The organism is Acinetobacter sp. AL9 (assembly GCF_041464035.1).
In the GTDB taxonomy this organism is placed as follows: Bacteria; Pseudomonadota; Gammaproteobacteria; order Pseudomonadales; family Moraxellaceae; genus Acinetobacter; species Acinetobacter towneri.
Window position 1 is genome coordinate 14,118 of sequence record NZ_JAYFSK010000031.1, and the last position, 18,131, is coordinate 32,248.

Below are 18,131 nucleotides of genomic sequence, written 5' to 3' on the forward strand. Positions count from 1 at the left end.
TGGCTATGTTAGAACAATTTCATTATGACAGTGACCTAATTGGTGGCTCACTGATGGTACGTGAAAGCCGGCTGATCGCGGATCTGTTATTACGAGAGGCGACTCCAGAACAATGGCATCAGGCCATTCAGATTGACAATATTCTGCAAAAAAGAACTGCGGCTTCGGCGCAACGCAATGCCACCGCTATTCGTAAGCGTCTGGAGCGCTTGGAGCCTGATTTCTGGAAAGCACTACGTGATGGGGATGATGAGCTGGCGACCCAGGTGGCTTTTTGTGGCGCATTGGAACGCAACCTATTGCTGCTTGAGTTTATGGAAACAGTGATGAGAGAGGCCTATATCTCCCAGGCTCAATACCTGGACAGTTATATCTGGTCAGACTTTCTGGATGAGCGTTCACAACGCGATCTTGATATCTGTGATTGGAAAGAGTCCAGCAAGAAAAAAATGGGGCAGGTGGTATTTCGCATGCTGGCAGAAGCCGGTTACTTAAAAAGTACCCGTAAGCTGGAGTTGCAGCGTGTGATCGTCAGAGCAGAGCTGCGTAGCCTGTTGGAAGAACATTATAAACAACGCATTAAAAGATCTATGGAAGTGTCGCTATGGACGCGGTAGTTGTAGAGGGGCAGCAATGAGTCAAAAAATACATGAGCGTCTAAATCAGATTCCAGAGCGAATACTTTCCACCGAGTTTCTCACCGGGCAAGGACTGGGTAATGAAATTGGCTTCTGGATTTTTGATTATGCACCTGAAGATGAGTTGAAAGTGCGCGAATATCTGCATTTTCTAGACGGGATGCTGGAGAAAAAACACAGTCAGCTGAAGGTGGTGAATATCAACCTGCTGCAAGCCGTGGTGGATTATCTGGCTGAGCGTAACTTCATCGATAAAGCCATTCAAATGCAAAAAGCCAAAGGCGATGAAGCGCTGCTCAAAGCCTTAAAGGGCCCACTGCATATGGATAAGTTCGCGCCTTATCTGGTGAGTAAATATGCCACCAATGCGCAAGATATTGTGTTGATGACTGGGGTAGGGTCGGTTTGGCCACTGTTACGTGCCCATCACTTATTAAATAGTTTGCATTCGTTACTGGGGCATAAGCCAGTGGTGCTGTTTTACCCAGGCTATTACGACGGTCAAGCGATGAGTTTATTTGGAAAAATTCCAAGCAATAATTACTACAGAGCATTCAGATTAGTGCCTTAAACACGGCAAATAGAAATAAGAATTCGGGGGAATGGATTGAGATGAACATTAAAGAACTTTTTTATAAGCCATTAGATCGTGCGATTAACGGGGTCGTAAAAGCAGACCAGAATGACAATACTACGGTTTATCAGGAACTCGATGAGTATGTGGTCACCAATGAACTGGAAAAGCATTTTCGGGACTTTTTCCAGTCTTATGGCACAGACCTGAGCGATCCTTCGATTGCCAACCGTGTCGGCGTATGGATTTCGGGCTTCTTTGGTTCAGGTAAATCACACTTCCTGAAAACCTTGTCGTATATTCTGGCCAATAAAGTGGCACGCGATGCGGAAGGTAACGAACGCAGTGCTGCAGAATTCTTTGATGAAACTAAAATCCGCGATGCATTTATCCGTGCCGATATTGGCAAGGCCATCAGCCATCATGCCGATGTCATCCTGTTTAACATCGACAGTAAAGCCAGCTCCAATGATGATGGCAATCCGATCCTGAATGTGTTTTTACGCGTGTTTAACGAGTATCAGGGGTTTAGTGCTGACCATCCACATATTGCCCATATGGAACGTCACCTGAGCCAGAAAGGTGTCTACGAACGCTTTAAACAGGCGTTTGAGGAATCCAGCGGCATGTCCTGGCTAGAGGAGCGTGACGGCTATCAGTTCTATCAGGATGATGTCGAAACCGCGATTTCCCAAGCCCTCAACTTATCTGCTGAAGCTGCGCACAAGTGGTTTGAAGATTCTGAACAAACATTTAGTGTTTCGGTTGAAAACTTCTGTCAGTGGGTGAAAGAATATCTGGACAGCAAAGGACCGCAGCAACGGATATTGTTCCTGGTGGATGAAGTAGGTCAGTTTATTGGTAGCGATACCCGCTTGATGCTGACCTTACAGACGATTACTGAAAACCTCGGCACGATTTGTAAAGGCCGGGCTTGGATTATCGTCACCTCACAGGCAGACATCGATGCTGTTTTAGGTGAGATGTCCTCTTCCAAAGCCAATGACTTCTCCAAGATTGCCGGACGTTTTAAAACCCGTTTATCGTTGTCCAGTTCGAATACCGATGAAGTCATCCAGAAACGTTTACTGCGCAAGACGCCGGAAGCTGAAGCATTGCTCAGATCGGTGTTTGAGCAAAAGGGCGACATCTTAAAAAACCAAATTACCTTTGACCGTTCAGGCCCGACACTCAAAAACTATGAAGGTCCAGACAGTTTTATCCATAACTATCCTTTTGCGCCGTACCATTTCCAGCTGGTGCAAAAAGTCTTTGAAGAAATCCGTAAAGTCGGTGCGACCGGTGCACACCTAGCCTATGGTGAGCGTTCCATGCTGGATGCCTTCCAGATGGCTGCCAATGCGATTGCCACAGATGAAGTCGGTGCACTGGTTCCTTTCCACCGCTTCTATGCCTCAGTCGAAGGATTCCTGGATACTGCAGTGAAGCGTACCATCGACCAGGCAGGGCAGAATAAGACCCTAGATGGTTTTGATGTGCAGATGCTGCGCACCCTGTTCATGATCCGCTATGTCGATATTATTAAAGGTACGCTGGATAACCTGGTCACTTTGTCGATTGAAAAAATTGATGAAGATAAGCTGGCATTACGTAAGCGGATTGAAGAAAGCCTGCTGCGCCTGGAAAAAGAGAGCCTGATTACCCGCAATGGTGATGAGTTCCTGTTCCTGACCAATGAAGAACGCGATATTACCCGCAAAATTAAAGCCACTGACTTAGCAGCTTCAGAAGAAAATAAAGCATTAGCCGAGTTTGTTTTTAAAGATTTACTGCGGGATCAGAACAAATACCGCCATCAGGCCAATAAGATGGACTATCAGATTGGACGTTTCCTGGATAGTCATAGCCTGGATGGCAAGTATGAGAGCGATTTGAAAGTTGAAATCATTTCTCCACTGGATACTGAATATAACCTCTATACCGAAGCTTTCTGTATTGGTAAAAGCGCCGAGGCCGAAGGGCAAGTGCTGTTTAAACTGGCAGACGATAAACAGTTTTTTAATGAGCTGCGCACCTGGCTAAAAACCAATAAATTTATTCGTTGGAATGATGATGGCACCCAATCGGATATCAGCCGTATCTTGGCAGACCGTGGCCGTGAAAATCAGGAACGTAAAAAACGCCTACTTGCTCGAATTGAAGAGATGCTATTAGATGCAGAGAGTTATGCCCTAGGGCAGCATCTGCAACTTTCATCTTCCAGTCCAACCAGCAAGCTGGATGAAGCTTGCCGTTATCTGCTGGAAAACACCTATACCAAACTGAGCTATCTGCAGGTCTATCAGCAGGATGCTTGGCGTGAACTGAACGCCGTCTTGACTGTGGATGATATGGCGCAGCTGGGCTTGTCTTTGGATGGCGGTCAGAGCAATCCCAAAGCCCTACAGGAAGTGGAGCAGTACATTGCACTACGCGCCACTGGTACAGAGCGTATTCTAGTCTCAGATGTGATAGACCGTTTTGCCAAACGTCCTTATGGCTGGCCAGATGCCGAGATTTTATTGCTGGTAGGTCAGCTGGCTGCGATGGGGCGGATTTCACTACAGTTAAATGGCGGCAGCTTACAGTTAAAAGATGCCTTTGAGCCTTTACAAAACAGCCGCCGTCGCCGTGATGTTTCTATTATTAAAAAACGCCAGACTGATGATCAGGTATTGAAACAGGCACGCCAACTTACCCAAGAACTGTTCTCGGCTATGGGACCAGCGACTGAGAAAGAGCTATTTGAATTCTATTTGCAGCATTTTAAGACTTGGTTAGCCAACTTTAAGTCGTATAAGAGTAAAACTGATGTCGGGCAGTTCCCGGGCAAGAAAGTGATTGAAAAATCGATTCTGACTTTAGAGCGTTTGCTGGCGAATAGCGACAGCTTCGATTTCTTTAAGGCCGTGGTTGAGAACAAGGACGACTATCTGGATCTGGAAGAAGATTATCGTGACATTCACGAGTTCTTCAGTAACCAAATGCCGAGCTGGCAGCAACTGCAACAGGCCTTACGTCATTTTGAGAAAAACAAACAGGCGCTGGGCAGTGATGAGGTGGCAAAAAAAGCCCTCTCCGAATTACATCGTATTTCCACCCTCGAATCGCCTTATGGCCTGTTAAATAAAGTCGCTGATTTAGTTCGTACAGTGGAAAGTGTCAATCAACGCTTGCTGACTGAAAAGCGCAGTCAGGCGATAGAACACATTGATGACAAGATCAAACAGCTGGAAGCCGAGATTAAAAACAGTGGTATTGCCACCGCTGAGCTGAGTAACAAGCTATTACGCCCACTACAACTGCTGAAAACGGATATTGAAGTGGAAACTAGCCTATCCACCATCTATATGCTGCAAACCCAAACCGCCGTGGAGCGTTTTGATGAAGCCTTGTATGAGCTGGAAAGCGAAGTTCAGGCGGAAATCCAGCGTCAGGCCAAAGCGGCACAACTGGCTCAGAGCAAAGCCGAGAGTGTAACCAACACTGCAACCATCTCCAGCCCAGCAACATCAACACCTGCTGTGAGTCCGGCACAGCCTGCGACCGCCGTAGTGCCACCGAAACCAGTGGTAGAAGTTGATGTTGCTAGCATTTACAGCAAAAGCTCAAGTAGTGTCTATCTGGAAACAGAAGAGTCAGTGGATCAGTTTGTAGACGCACTCAAAGCTGAACTGAAAAAAATCGTGAGTGATAAAAAGCGTGTGCGTATCCGCTAACTCGGGTTAGGGATATCGGCATCAGTCATTAATTAAAGGTTTAAAGATGAACACCAGTCATATTAAAAAATACGCACCGCAAGCACGAAATGATTTTATCGCAGCGATGCGCAAGCAGGCCGCCAAATACGGCATCACCGCAGACAGCATTTTACCAGCAGAACAGAAAGGCGACTTGCTGCTGATTGGCGATCAGGTTTTTCCGCTATCAGTCATGAAATCACGTGACAAGCTGATCAAACGCATTCAAACCAGCAGTTTTGAGCAGACGATTGATTATATCGCTTATAGCTGGTTTAACCGTCTCTGTGCCATTCGCTATATGGAATGCAAAGGCTTACTGGATCATGGTCGCCGTGTACTCAGTAGTGCCGATGGTAGTGCAGGCTTGCCGCAGATTTTGGAAGAATGTCTGGATATTGACCTACCAGGTTTAGATGCCAGCCGTGTGGCTGAACTGAAGCTGGATGGCAATAAAGACGAAGAGCTGTATCGGGAACTGTTACTGGCTCAGTGTCATGCGTTGAATCAGGTCATGCCACTCCTGTTCGAACAGGTGTCTGATGAATCTGAACTGTTATTACCGGATAACCTGACCAAAACCGACTCCTTGATTCGTGATCTGGTCAGCAGCATTCCAGGAGAAGACTGGTCGGATGTGCAGATTATTGGCTGGCTGTATCAGTTCTATATTTCTGAAAAGAAAGATCAGGTGGGTAAAGTCGTCAAGAGTGAAGACATTCCTGCAGCGACACAGCTATTCACCCCAAACTGGATTGTGAAGTATCTGGTGCAGAATAGCATCGGTCGCTTATGGCTGATGGCACAGCCTGATAGTACGCTTGCCAGTGAGTGGGAATATTATATTCAACCAGCCGAACAGACGGATGAGGTCAATGCACAATTAAAACAACTGATTGATGTGCGGATCAGTGAAGATGGCGATACTTTAAACCCTGAAAGCATTACAGTACTCGATCCTGCCTGTGGTTCGGGGCATATTCTGGTGGAAGCCTATGATTGCTTAAAAGCCATTTATTTAGAGCGTGGTTACCGTAGCCGAGATATTCCACGTTTGATTTTAGAAAAGAACTTATACGGCATTGATATTGATACTCGTGCAGCACAATTAGCTAGTTTTGCATTGTTAATGAAAGCGCGTGAGGACGACCGCCGTTTATTTAGCAATCCACCGAAGTTAAATATTATTGCGTTGCAGGATAGTCAGCCTGAGCGTTTGGATGCATTCAGTCAGGATTTGGCAAGTACTGGTATTGCACAGGCAGATTTAAAAGAATTACTGGACTTATTCGAACACGCTTCGACTTTTGGTTCTTTGATTCAAATCCCTCAAGCATTCGCGAAGAAACTACCTGACTTAGAAACCAAGCTGAATACAGCATTGGAGTCAGGGGATATTTTTGCTCAACAGTCAGCGCAAGAGTTATTGCCTTTAGTACAACAGGCTAAATTACTCGGTAAGCAGTATGATGCCGTGATTGCGAATCCGCCGTATATGGGCAGTAAGGGGATGAATCCAGCACTGAAAGATTTTGCCAAGAAGAAATTCCCTGACAGTAAGTCAGATATGTTCGCTATGTTTATAGAGCGATGCCAAGAACTTTCTAAGGCTTCAGGTGAAACAGCGTTTGTAACACCTTACGTATGGATGTTTATTTCATCCTATGAGCAAATGCGTAGCAAATTGATTACAGATGCGACAATTCAATCACTCATTCAACTTGAATATAATGCGTTTGAACCAGCATGTATTCCTGTGTGTGCCTATACGATATCCAAAGCGCATGTAAAAGACTATGTGGGTAGTTACATTAAATTATCTGACTTTAAAGGTCATGAGAATCAAGCACCTAAAACATTAGAAGCCATTAATAACCCTGATTGTGGTTGGTTTTTCAACGCTAAACCGGATGACTTTAAGAAAATTCCAGGTAGTCCTGTGGCTTATTGGGTTAGTGAAAATGTTCGGAATATATTCTTCTCAGAAAATTCGTTAGGTAATATCTTAGAAGCTAAGCAAGGATTAGGAACAGGTCAGGACAGTCGATTCTTTAGATTATATTGGGAAATTAACTTTTCAAAATTAGGTTTAAACCTTGATTCAGCACAAGAGGGATGGGAAAACAACAAAAAATGGTATCCGCTTAACAAAGGTGGGAGTTATAGAAAATGGTATGGTAATCAAGAGTATGTAATAGCATTCGATAAAAATAATAGAGATCTTTTGAAAACATTAGGAAATCATTTACCTTCTGAAAACAAGTATTTTAAACCATTTATTTCATGGTCTGATATTACCTCAGCGAATAATTCATTTCGAAAATATAGTAATGGGTTTTTATTCTCGAATACTGGTCATTGTGCTTTCCCCACCGATAATAAAATAGAGAAAATAGTTTTATGTTATTGTAATAACAAATTTGTTAATATGATGACAAAAATACTTAATCCAACTCTTCATTTTCATGTTGGTTATTTTAACCTTTTGCCATTTCCTTCCAAATTAATTGAATTTAATAGAGAAATAGAAAAAATATATAAAAATTTATTGACAATATCTCAAAGAGATTGGGATTCCTACGAAACCTCATGGGATTTTGCTCAAAACCCAATTATTCGTAGCCAACAGCCAAACCTAGAACAAGCTTTCAATATATGGCAACAACAAAATGCTGACGCCGTGGCAGAAATGAAACGTCTGGAAGAAGAAAACAACAAGCTGTTTATTGACGCTTATGGTTTACAGGATGAGCTGACCCCAGATGTCCCCGATGAGCAAATTACGCTTACCCGTGCCGACCGTGAAAAAGACAGCCAGCGGTTAGTCTCCTATGCACTTGGCTGCATGATGGGACGTTATAGTCTAGATGAAGCAGGTCTAATCTATGCCCATGCAGGTAATCAAAACTTTGATGTCAGTCGTTATAGAACATTCCCAGCCGATGCTGACGGTATTATTCCACTGACCGAAATGCACTGGTTTGAAGATGATGCGACGCATCGTATCCAAGAGTTCTTAACTGCCGTTTGGGGCAAAGACACGCTGGATGCCAATATGCAGTGGCTGGCAGAAAGCTTAGATAAAAAAGCCAGTGAAACAGCTGAAGATACCATTCGCCGTTACCTCGCCAGCAAGTTCTATAAAGACCACATGCAGACCTATAAAAAGCGCCCGATCTACTGGTTATTTAGCAGTGGTAAACAGGGGGCTTTCCAAGCATTGGTGTACTTGCATCGTTATAACGAAAGTACCTTGGCACGTATGCGTACTGAATACGTCATGCCACTGATTTCCAAAATGGCAGCCTATGCTAACTCTCTAGAAACTGCCAAAGAAAACAGTGACTCGGCGGCTGAAATAAAACGCATCGAGAAAAAATTGCAAGATTTGCATAAGCAACAGGCTGAACTCAGTACTTTTGAAGAAAAGCTGCGTCATTATGCCGATCAGCGTATTACGTTAGATCTGGATGATGGGGTGAAAGTCAATTATGGCAAGTTTGGGGACTTGTTGGCTGAAGTCAAAGCGATTACGGGGGAGAAATGATGAATACTTTTTCTCCGGTACTAGACCTTGATGAGGTCGTTGCATGAATTTAAGTCAACTACAACAAGGTCTGGAACAAGCCTTTTATATTGAACAGCACCGGATTGTCTTCTGGTACGATGCGGAACAGTCCTTTAGCGAAGAAGTAAAGGCGTTAAAACTGAATGATGTTCATATTCTGAATATGGCAGAAGAGTCGAGTCTGGAGATCAAGCTCAAACTGGAACTTGAGGATCAGCAGGGTAAATACTTGCTGTATTTCCCTAGTCCTGAGCCTGAAACCGAAAAAGACTGGTTACTGGACATCAAGCTATATTCTCGCAGCTTCTATGCCGATCGTTTCTCGATTATTTTCAATGAGCTGGGTTTACAGCAGCAGAGTCTAAGAGAACATCTGGCCAAACGTGAAGAATTTCTCAAAGCCAAAGCACGTCTGAGCACCTTAAAACGCTATATCCAGCCTGATGCAGATGAACAGAATCTGGATATGGCCATGATTGCGGTTGTGGTCAAGGCTGACAGTGTCGAACTTATGCATATCGTTCTGGCGCTGGCAGATGAAATGGTACAGCAGAACCTGGCTCTGGAAGTCAATCCAGACTCCTTTGCTGAACTGGAAAAATTCCAACTGGTGCCAGCTTTGGTCACCGCATTACAGGCGGAAATTGGTTATCCAGCATCGGTTGAAGAATTGAATGGGGAAGCACCATTCAAGCTCGGTACGTTCTTTATCCGTTTGATGACTACAGGTTTCTGTGAAAGCCTGGGCGATATACCGCTATGGGCTCAGGAACTGGTGATGTCATCCGTCAGCTCCCGTGCAACAGCCAGAGCCTTTTTGTCGCGCTGGAGAGACAGTTCTAAATACTACCCAACCTTCGATACACTCTCCCAGACCGTGGCAAATGCACTGTGGATCCAAGAAAAGGTCGGGGCCTTTGATCTGGAGCAGCTGCTCGATGTCATGACTTTTGAAGTGATTGAACAAAAGATCATTGTCGATCTGGCCAGCCAGATCCCTGCAGCAACCAAAGCTGAACTGGAACATTTCAGAACGATTATTTCTACCCGTCTGGATGGCTATTGGGCTTCCAAACATAAGGATGATGCGACACGCCGTAAATATCGTACCGTCTATACAGCGTTGCAGGCAGCGATTGACCTGTTTAGCCTGCGACTACAGTTTGATTCTGGGTTCTATTTCGACTCTAGCGAAGCCTTGTATAAAGCCTACGAGCAGGAGTTGTATCGCTTTGATATGGCATATCGCCACTACAGTGCTGCTTCTCAACGCGCTCATGTTGATATCCTGAAAAAACTCGATGAAGAAGTCGAAAATTGCTATTCCTACTGGTTTATTGACCACTTGGCACGCAACTGGGGCGAGCGTGTAGAAGCTGAGCAACGCTTGAATGTCTGGAAAGTGGCAGATATCCCAAATCAGCAGAACTTCTACGATACTCACGTCAGACCCTTACTCAGTTCTGCAACGAAACGCCGTATTGTGGTAATTATCAGTGATGCTTTCCGTTATGAAGCTGCGGTAGAGCTGCGTGATCGTATCAATGAAAAGCGTTATTCTGAAGCGACATTGTCTTCACAGCTGGGCGTTGTCCCAAGTTACACCACACTTGGCATGGCCTCGTTGTTGCCGCATCAGACTTTGGAGTACAAAGAGGCCGCAGGGGATGATGTTTTAGTAGATGGGCAGTCCAGCAAAGGGACTGCAGCACGATCCAAAATTCTGGCTGCCTATAATGGATTGGCGGTTACCGCTGAAACGGTAAAAGGCTGGTCGCGTGATGAAGGCCGTGAAGCACTGAAAGATCATGATTTGATTTACGTTTATCACAACGTGATTGATGCACGCGGAGACAGTGCCTCGACAGAATCAGAAACCTTTATGGCGGTGGAACATGCCATTGAAGAGCTGACTGAACTTAGCCGCAAAATCTTGATGCATTTCAATATTTCTACCCTATTGATTACAGCCGACCATGGCTTCTTGTTCCAGCAAAGTAAACTAGAATCTGCGGATCGTTCAAGCTTGACTGAAAAACCTGCCAATACATTGAAAAGCAAAAAACGCTATGTGATTGGGCATGGTTTACCAGAGAGCAAGGAAGCATGGAAAGGCTCAACCCAAGCTACGGCAGGCACACGATCTGCGACTGATTTCTGGATTCCAAAAGGGGCGAACCGTTTCCATTTTGTAGGAGGCTCACGTTTCGTGCATGGTGGCATCATGCCTCAGGAAATCGTGGTGCCTGTACTAACGGTAAAACAGCTGCGTGGTGAAAAGGCTGGACAGCGGACCAAGCGTAAAGTTGAGGTCATTTCTACCAAATCCACGCTGAAAATGGTCAATAACATCCAGAAGTTTGATTTGATGCAAACTGAAGCTGTCAGTGAGCTGGTCATGCCAGTGACTTTATCCATTGCCATTTATGATGGGGATCTTAAAGTTTCTAGTGAAGAAACTTTGACTTTTGATAGCAGTACCGACTCTGTTGCCGATCGGGTCAAGCAGGTCAGGCTGTCATTGTCTGGCACTGATTTTGACCGTAAGAAAGATTACTTCCTGGTACTGAAGGACAAAGACCTGAATATCGAGATGCAACGCTATAAGGTCACCATTGATTTGGCATTTACCGATGACTTCTTCTAATAACGAATTAACGATAGAGCGTAGCCTACATGGAATCTGCTAACGATAAAGAACTCGATCAGCTGCTGAATGAACACTTTGCTGGGCGGGTAGTACGCAAGGATCTGACCAAACTGATTAAAGAAGGGGCCAATGTCCCTGTCTATGTACTCGAATACCTGCTGGGGATGTACTGTGCCTCGGATGACCCAGAGATCATTGAACAGGGACTACGTAACGTAAAGACGGTTCTGGCAGAGAACTATGTACGACCTGATGAAGCCGAGAAGGTGAAATCCCTGGTCCGTGAACGGGGCAGTTATAAGGTCATTGATCGGGTGACCGTAAAGCTGAATGAGCGTAAGGACAAATACGAAGCCTCCTTTAGTAATCTGGGTATCAAAGATGCCGAAATCTCGGCAGGCATCGTTAAAGAGTATGAAAAATTACTTGTTGGTGGTATCTGGGTCATTGCTACGCTCAGCTACTACTTTGATGAAGGGCAGACCAGTTCTCCATTTGGCGTGAGCTTACTCAAGCCGATTCAGATGCCCAATATGAATATGGATGAACTCTTCAGTGGTAGAGCAGCACTAAGCACTGATCAGTGGCGCGAGAGTTTAATCCGTTCGATCGGCATGGAACCAGCTTCGCTAAAAGAGGACGTGCAATGGCACCTATTAGCGCGTATGGTTCCATTCGTTGAAAATAACTATAACGTTTGTGAACTGGGACCACGCGGTACCGGTAAAAGCCATATTTACAAAGAGTGTTCACCGAATAGTATTTTAGTCTCCGGTGGACAAACGACTGTCGCCAATCTGTTCTATAACATGAGTAGCCGCCGTATTGGTCTGGTGGGGTTGTGGGATGTGGTGGCTTTTGATGAAGTTGCCGGTATTTCCTTTAAGGACAAAGATGGCGTTCAGATCATGAAAGACTACATGGCCTCAGGATCTTTTGCCCGTGGTCGTGAACAGATGGAAGCCTCAGCTTCGATGGTTTTTGTGGGTAATATTAACCAAAGTGTTGAATCCTTGGTGAAGACTAGCCACTTATTGGCTCCGTTTCCTGAAGCTATGATCGATTCGGCATTCTTCGATCGCTTTCATGCCTATATCCCGGGTTGGGAAATTCCAAAAATGCGCCCGGAATTCTTTACCAACCGTTATGGCTTGATCGTTGATTATCTGGCTGAGTTCTTCCGGGAAATGCGTAAGCGTAGTTTTGCGGATGCCATTGAGAAGTACTTTAAGCTAGGGAATAACCTGAATCAGCGTGATGTGATCGCCGTTCGCAAGACGGTTTCTGGATTGATGAAGCTGCTTTACCCACACGGTCAGTTTAATAAAGAAGATGTACGGCAATGCCTGGAATATGCACTGCAGGTGCGCCGTCGGGTCAAAGAACAGTTGAAGAAAATTGGGGGGATGGAATTCTATGATGTGCATTTTAGCTATATCGACAATGATACCTTAGAAGAACATTTTGTATCAGTCAAAGAGCAGGGTGGTGGCGGACTGATTCCCGAAGGTCCAGCCAAGCCAGGTTTCTTATATACCATCGGGCTCAGTAATAAGGGCATGCCAGGCTTATACCGCTTAGAACTTCAAGTCACCAAAGGTTCAGGAAAATTGGCGACATCAGGCTTATGGAATTCAAGCAGTGCCAAAGAACAGGTCAAAATTGCTTTTGATTACTTCAAAGCCAATGCATCTCGAATCTCGGGGGGCAGTAAGGTGCTGGAACATGATTTCCACTTACATGTGGTTGAATTACAGAACACCGGCCCGCTCAGCCATCTTGCCTTGCCAAGTTTAGTGGCTTTTGCCTCTGGCCTATTAGGACGTCCAATACAAAGTCAGATGGTGGTACTGGGTGATATGAGTCTAGGTGGCTCTGTGACACCGGTGGAGAGTATTGCCGAATGTTTGCAAGTTGCTTTTGATGCGGGTGCCAAGAAGGTTGCTTTGCCAATGAGTAGTGCCGCAGATATCCCAACGATTCCTGTGGAACTGTTTACCAAGTTCCAGACCAGCTTCTATGCAGATCCGGTAGATGCTGTGTTTAAGGGGCTAGGGGTGGATTAATTTCATATCTGTCTGGAAGAGTTACAGTAGATTGTTTTAAATTCAGTTTCTCAAGTTAAACATCATGTTGTAAAAGCATACTGCCTCTTTAAAAGAGGCAGTATTTTTTCTAGTCCGTGATCATTAAACAAAAAGCAATGAACTGTACTGCTGAACCAAGAGATTAATGAAAGACTCAAAAGAGAGAATTATCATATTTATAGTCATTCTTGATTGCTTTCTATTCTGGGCTGACTATTGTGGGCAGGACATTACCTCACTATTGTAAAATATTGAGATAATCATTATTTCAAGCAACTCGAGAGGCTTAAATCTCATGACTAAAAAATCTTCTGAACCTCACGCGAAAATGTCGGCAGAATCTCAAGAAAAAGTACAAGAACCCGCTAGAGAAATGAAGGATGAAAAAATCCCTTTACCCGAATTGCATCAGACCAGGGATGTTTCTGAAAAAGTAACTGAATCCAGAGAATTATTGGGCAAGCAAATGTCAGCGAACCTGATTGCGATCGCAGAACTTATCAATAAACCCATTCCTCAAATGCAGGTGGATGAACATGGTGTTTTTCACGAGGTTAAAAGTAACTGATATGTATAGCTAAATTCCAAATAAATCACCGCAGTAATCTTGAAATAAGATATCAATATCTTTAACCCTAAACTTTTCCTAACTGATTTTACTTGAGCCCACATTTTTTCACTTCGTCTTGCACTTCGCCTCAAGCAGCGCTTGAGACTAGCTCAGGATTTAAGTCAGGGCTATATTTAGGTAGCCATACAAGGTAATGACCTGCTTTCTGAAGTAATTCTTGCAGTCTTTTACCTTTATGGAACGTCGCATTATCTATGATTGGCTGCTTAACCTCTGCTTTTAACTTTGGTTATTTATGGGAGGATTACCCTAAGCTATTGCTGGTTTAATAGATGATGGGGAGAAAAAAAGATAAAACTGCGTGCGCCAAAAGAAGAATTATTGTAATTTTCTGGACCAAACTTTTGAAGCAAAGTTTGAAATTCATCTTGTTCAATATTGATAATCGAAATTGATTTAAATGCGAATCCTGGTATGAGAATACATTTTAGGCCAAGATCATTTCTAAGCTTCTGTAATTTTATGAAAATTTTTCCTAGAGGTCTATTTTTTTCATCTGGACTTAAGTCCTCAGGGTGAAAGCCAAAAAAATTTTCTGGAAAGTCAGTAACGTTCTTGATAATAGTCATTAATTTCAGAGTAATAATTCGTTAAATAAAACTTTAATTCAAAAATTAAAAAAGCTCAAGCTATTGTTTTTTATCAACATAAAACATTGACAGAAAAATATTAGAGTTAATTGTCCAAAATTATATTTCTATTTTGGATTTACACCCGATGTTGTTGTTGTTATTCCCAAGGGCTTTGTTGCACAAAGATTTGAAATGCAAAGCGCCCCTAATTGAGCCAAATTTAAGGCGTAACTTGGGTAAGTGGTCGACCTAATTCCGTAAATCTGTTGAGGACTGCTACACGTGCATGGATCTCATTCACTTGGCTATCAAAACTCCTTGCACTGAGTTTATCTCCTAATAATTTGATGCAATGCATCTTAGTTTCAACCAACTTCGCCGATGATAGCCTGACCATTTTTTCCATAGTGTCCTGCCTAAACGTTTAATTGTTCGAAGTAATTCATTTCGCTCTAGCGAGCTACTCTTTGTATCTTTCCATGGTTTCGCATTTTTTCTAGGTGGAATCACCGCATGTGCTTGCCGATCTGCAATGACCTGACGGCATTGCTTGGTGTCATAAGCTCCATCGGTATAAACAGAGTCAATCTGCTCATCTTGTGGAATCTGATTAAGTAAATCACCAAGCACCTGTGAATCACTGACATTATTGGTTGTGAGCTGAATAGCGCGTATTTGTAGGGTTTTGGCATCTATACCAATATGTAGTTTACGCCATTGGCGACGATATTCAGCTCCATGTTTCTTGCGTTTCCATTTGCCCTCACCTAGGTGTTTAGTCCCAGATTTTAATGGTGCAATATTCTCAGATAAATGGAAGGAAGCACTATGGGACAAGTTCTACACAGCAGCGCCACAACGACACAGGCAGTGCGTCGAGCAATACAAAATAGTCAAGAGAGCTTAAGAACGCTAGCCAAGCGTTACGGCATCAATCAAAAGACCGTCGCAAAATGGAAGAAACGTACTTCAGTAGATGATCTTACAACCGGGCCAAAGAATCCTCGCTCAAGCGTGTTATCGCCTGAAGATGAGGCGGCAATTGTTGCTTTTCGAAAACGCACTTTGTTGCCGCTAGACGATTGCCTTTATGCATTGCAGCCGAGTATTCCTTATCTGACACGCTCGTCGTTACACCGCTGCTTGCAGCGGCATGGTATTTCACGACTGCCTGAGGTACAAGGTGATCGCCCTGTCAGGAAGCGCTTCAAGAGCTACCCCATTGGTTACTTTCATATCGACATCGCTGAGATGCGAACAGCACAGGGTAAGCTTTATCTCTTCGTTGCCATTGATCGCACTTCCAAGTTCGCGTTCACTGAATTGCATACTAAAGCCAGTAAGATGGCAGCCGCGGAGTTCCTGCGCAATCTGGTTAAGGCTGTGCCCTATAGAATCCATACGGTGCTAACAGATAACGGCATCCAGTTCACGAACCGCACCTGTGATCGCTACGCCTCTGAGCACATCTTTGATCGGATTTGTACTGAATGTGGCATTGAACATCGTCTTACCAAGGTCAAGCATCCATGGACCAATGGACAGGTCGAGCGGATGAACCGAACGATTAAAGAAGCTACTGTCAAACGGTTCCATTACGACGATCACACTCAGCTATGCATTCACCTTGCTGATTTTATTGCTGCATACAACTTCGGCCGCAGACTCAAAACACTCAGGGGCCTGACTCCCTACGAATTCATCTGCAAACAGTGGACAGATGAACCTGAACTTTTTAAGATTGATCCGATCCATCAAATGCCGGGACTAAACACCTAGCTTTACTGGTGACTAAATTATAAGTGCTCCCATTCTTCACCATTATAACCATCAAGCAGTCACCCTGCCGATCTTCTTCATGCAAACACTGCATGATGACAATAGTCGGTGTGTCCGGTGAGTTAGTACGAGACTCAAGCGTATTCTGGAGCTACTTGATTACCCTCGCCTTCCTTAATGGGACAACTTCTTTCAAACAATCCCGACAAACCTTGATTCCTCCATCATTAATTATGTAATCGATTTCAGTCATACCATGCAGGCCGAATAAACGTCATGTCATTTTCGATACATGTTTTACAGAGTCATAACAGGTGATGAGGTGAATAATGTGCTACAAGGAAACTCAGATTTAGGAGTTTCGAGATGTCAGGTTTTTTCTCAGTACATATTCCAACGGTTTTTACTCGGTTGAGCACTGCATTGTGTGTTGCAGCGACATTATCCGTTACGACGCAAACAGCAAATGCGGGAGCAAGCGTTGATCAGTTGAGTAATTGTTTAGTCAAATCCACCACAGCTACGGATAAAACAGCCGTCCTTCAATGGACCTTTGCAGCACTGTCTGCCCATCCGGATTTAAAACAATTCAGCAATGTTACTGAGACACAAAAAACACAGTTGGATAAAAATCTTGCTCAAGTTTTACAGCGCATCTTGGTGGAACAATGCTCGGCACAAACCAAAGCCGTGATTCAAGCTGAAGGCATGCAAGCGGTAGGGGAAAGTTTTCAAGAACTTGGCAGTATTACAGGCGATGAAATTTTAAAAACACCTGAAATCAAGCAGCAGTTGCAAGGTGTACTGCGTTATGTGGATTTAAATAAATTAGTCACCACATTTTTAACGCCAGGACTTTGGAATAAGTTGGGTGTGGTCCGTTAATTCTATTTTAGTAGCAGATTAAAAAAATGCTCCTTTTAGGCAAGGAGCATTTTTTATGGATTCACCTAAATGAAGAGTGATCCAATTTATTTTCGTTTGGTGGCTAGAGCATTAAATCGTAATAGTCGCGCCTAAAGCTTTAACAAATTGTGCCATCCATGCAGGGTGAGCAGGCCATGCCGGTGCGGTGACTAAATGACCATCTGTCACTGCATCCGTGACTGCAAGGTCTGCATACTGACCGCCAGCCAGTTTTACTTCGGCTGCACATGCTGGGTAAGCCGAACAGGTACGACCTTTCAGTACATTAGCTGCCGCCAAAATTTGCGCCCCATGACAAACGGCTGCAATCGGTTTTTTTGCTGCATCAAATTCACGTACGATCTCAATCACACGTGCATTCATACGTAAGTATTCAGGCGCACGACCACCCGGAATCACTAAGCCGACATAGTCTTCTGAGTTAACTGCATCAAAGTCATAGTTAATCGCAAAGTTATGGCCGCGTTTTTCGCTATAGGTTTGTTCGCCTTCAAAATCGTGAATAGCCGTGGCAATGCTGTCACCGGCTTTTTTGTCAGGACAAACAGCATGAACGCTATAGCCAAGGCCGACTAAAAACTGAAAAGGTACCATTGTTTCGTAGTCTTCAGCATAGTCGCCTACGAGCATAAGAATTTGTTTTGACATGATGTAACCCTCTATTGAAATATGATTGGCTCTAGACTAGCAGATTTGCACTTAGTTTTATCTAATGAGGTCCCACAACTCTGTTGCTAGCTCATTAGGCTCCCTCATCCAACGCCATTCTGTTTCTTTAAGATGATAATCAAAAATACTCTTTTGTATACCGTTGAATTTTGCTAGCCTTCTTTTACACAAGCTCCAGAATGATTCTATTCCATTTATATGACATTGTCCTCTGGCAAATTCATTCGCTCCATGATTTACTCTAAAATGCTTTGAGTAACCAACATCTACCAAACCATTGTATCCACGCCAACCAT

At 44.0% G+C, this 18,131-nt stretch carries 12 protein-coding genes and 2 pseudogenes; 9 read left to right on the plus strand and 5 right to left on the minus strand.

Going from position 1 to position 18,131, the window contains the following annotated elements:
- Positions 1–5 precede the first annotated feature (5 nt).
- From ACEO2X_RS08520 to ACEO2X_RS08550, 7 genes are all read left to right on the plus strand, one after another.
- Positions 6–617 (plus strand): DUF1819 family protein, encoded by a 612-nt coding sequence (locus ACEO2X_RS08520; RefSeq protein ID WP_371971663.1) that lies wholly within the window; start codon positions 6–8, stop codon positions 615–617.
- Between the two features lie 16 nt (positions 618–633).
- Complete coding sequence (locus tag ACEO2X_RS08525; RefSeq protein WP_004281985.1) at positions 634–1,209, plus strand: DUF1788 domain-containing protein; 576 nt, start codon at positions 634–636, stop codon at positions 1,207–1,209.
- A gap of 41 nt (positions 1,210–1,250) precedes the next feature.
- Positions 1,251–4,931 (plus strand): BREX system P-loop protein BrxC, encoded by a 3,681-nt coding sequence (gene brxC, locus ACEO2X_RS08530; RefSeq protein WP_371971664.1) that lies wholly within the window; start codon positions 1,251–1,253, stop codon positions 4,929–4,931.
- 46 nt (positions 4,932–4,977) lie between these two features.
- Positions 4,978–8,499, plus strand: a complete 3,522-nt coding sequence (gene pglX, locus ACEO2X_RS08535) for a BREX-1 system adenine-specific DNA-methyltransferase PglX (protein WP_371971667.1) — start codon at positions 4,978–4,980, stop codon at positions 8,497–8,499.
- 43 nt (positions 8,500–8,542) lie between these two features.
- On the plus strand, positions 8,543–11,167 hold the full coding sequence (gene pglZ / locus ACEO2X_RS08540; RefSeq protein ID WP_371971669.1) for a BREX-1 system phosphatase PglZ type A: 2,625 nt from the start codon (positions 8,543–8,545) through the stop codon (positions 11,165–11,167).
- A 29-nt stretch (positions 11,168–11,196) separates the two neighbouring features.
- Positions 11,197–13,236 carry a protease Lon-related BREX system protein BrxL gene (gene brxL / locus ACEO2X_RS08545; protein ID WP_371971671.1) on the plus strand — a complete coding sequence of 680 codons (2,040 nt, stop codon included), beginning with the start codon at positions 11,197–11,199 and terminating at the stop codon, positions 13,234–13,236.
- Positions 13,237–13,552: 316 nt separating this feature from the next.
- Entirely contained in the window at positions 13,553–13,825 is a 273-nt protein-coding gene (locus ACEO2X_RS08550; RefSeq protein ID WP_225554357.1) for a hypothetical protein, read from the plus strand.
- Positions 13,826–13,982: 157 nt separating this feature from the next.
- Here ACEO2X_RS08550 and ACEO2X_RS08555 read toward each other — a convergent pair.
- The 3 genes and pseudogenes from ACEO2X_RS08555 to ACEO2X_RS08565 all read right to left on the minus strand — a co-directional run.
- Positions 13,983–14,087 (minus strand): annotated as a pseudogene (locus ACEO2X_RS08555) (transposase); the annotation flags it as partial.
- Positions 14,088–14,142: 55 nt separating this feature from the next.
- Positions 14,143–14,457, minus strand: a complete 315-nt coding sequence (locus tag ACEO2X_RS08560) for a hypothetical protein (RefSeq protein ID WP_286397389.1) — start codon at positions 14,455–14,457, stop codon at positions 14,143–14,145.
- A 223-nt stretch (positions 14,458–14,680) separates the two neighbouring features.
- A pseudogene (locus tag ACEO2X_RS08565) lies at positions 14,681–15,246 on the minus strand (IS5 family transposase); the annotation flags it as partial.
- 42 nt (positions 15,247–15,288) lie between these two features.
- Between ACEO2X_RS08565 and ACEO2X_RS08570 the strand changes: the two are divergent.
- Both ACEO2X_RS08570 and ACEO2X_RS08575 read left to right on the plus strand, forming a co-directional pair.
- Entirely contained in the window at positions 15,289–16,239 is a 951-nt protein-coding gene (locus tag ACEO2X_RS08570; protein WP_005097272.1) for an IS481 family transposase, read from the plus strand.
- Positions 16,240–16,605: 366 nt separating this feature from the next.
- Entirely contained in the window at positions 16,606–17,124 is a 519-nt protein-coding gene (locus tag ACEO2X_RS08575) for a hypothetical protein (protein ID WP_286381483.1), read from the plus strand.
- Between the two features lie 111 nt (positions 17,125–17,235).
- Here the strand turns inward: ACEO2X_RS08575 and ACEO2X_RS08580 are convergent, their stop codons facing one another.
- Positions 17,236–17,814, minus strand: a complete 579-nt coding sequence (locus ACEO2X_RS08580; protein ID WP_286381482.1) for a DJ-1/PfpI family protein — start codon at positions 17,812–17,814, stop codon at positions 17,236–17,238.
- 57 nt (positions 17,815–17,871) lie between these two features.
- Positions 17,872–18,131, minus strand: a 260-nt coding sequence (locus ACEO2X_RS08585; protein WP_371971676.1) for a transposase, incomplete at its 5' end; no start/stop codon positions are given.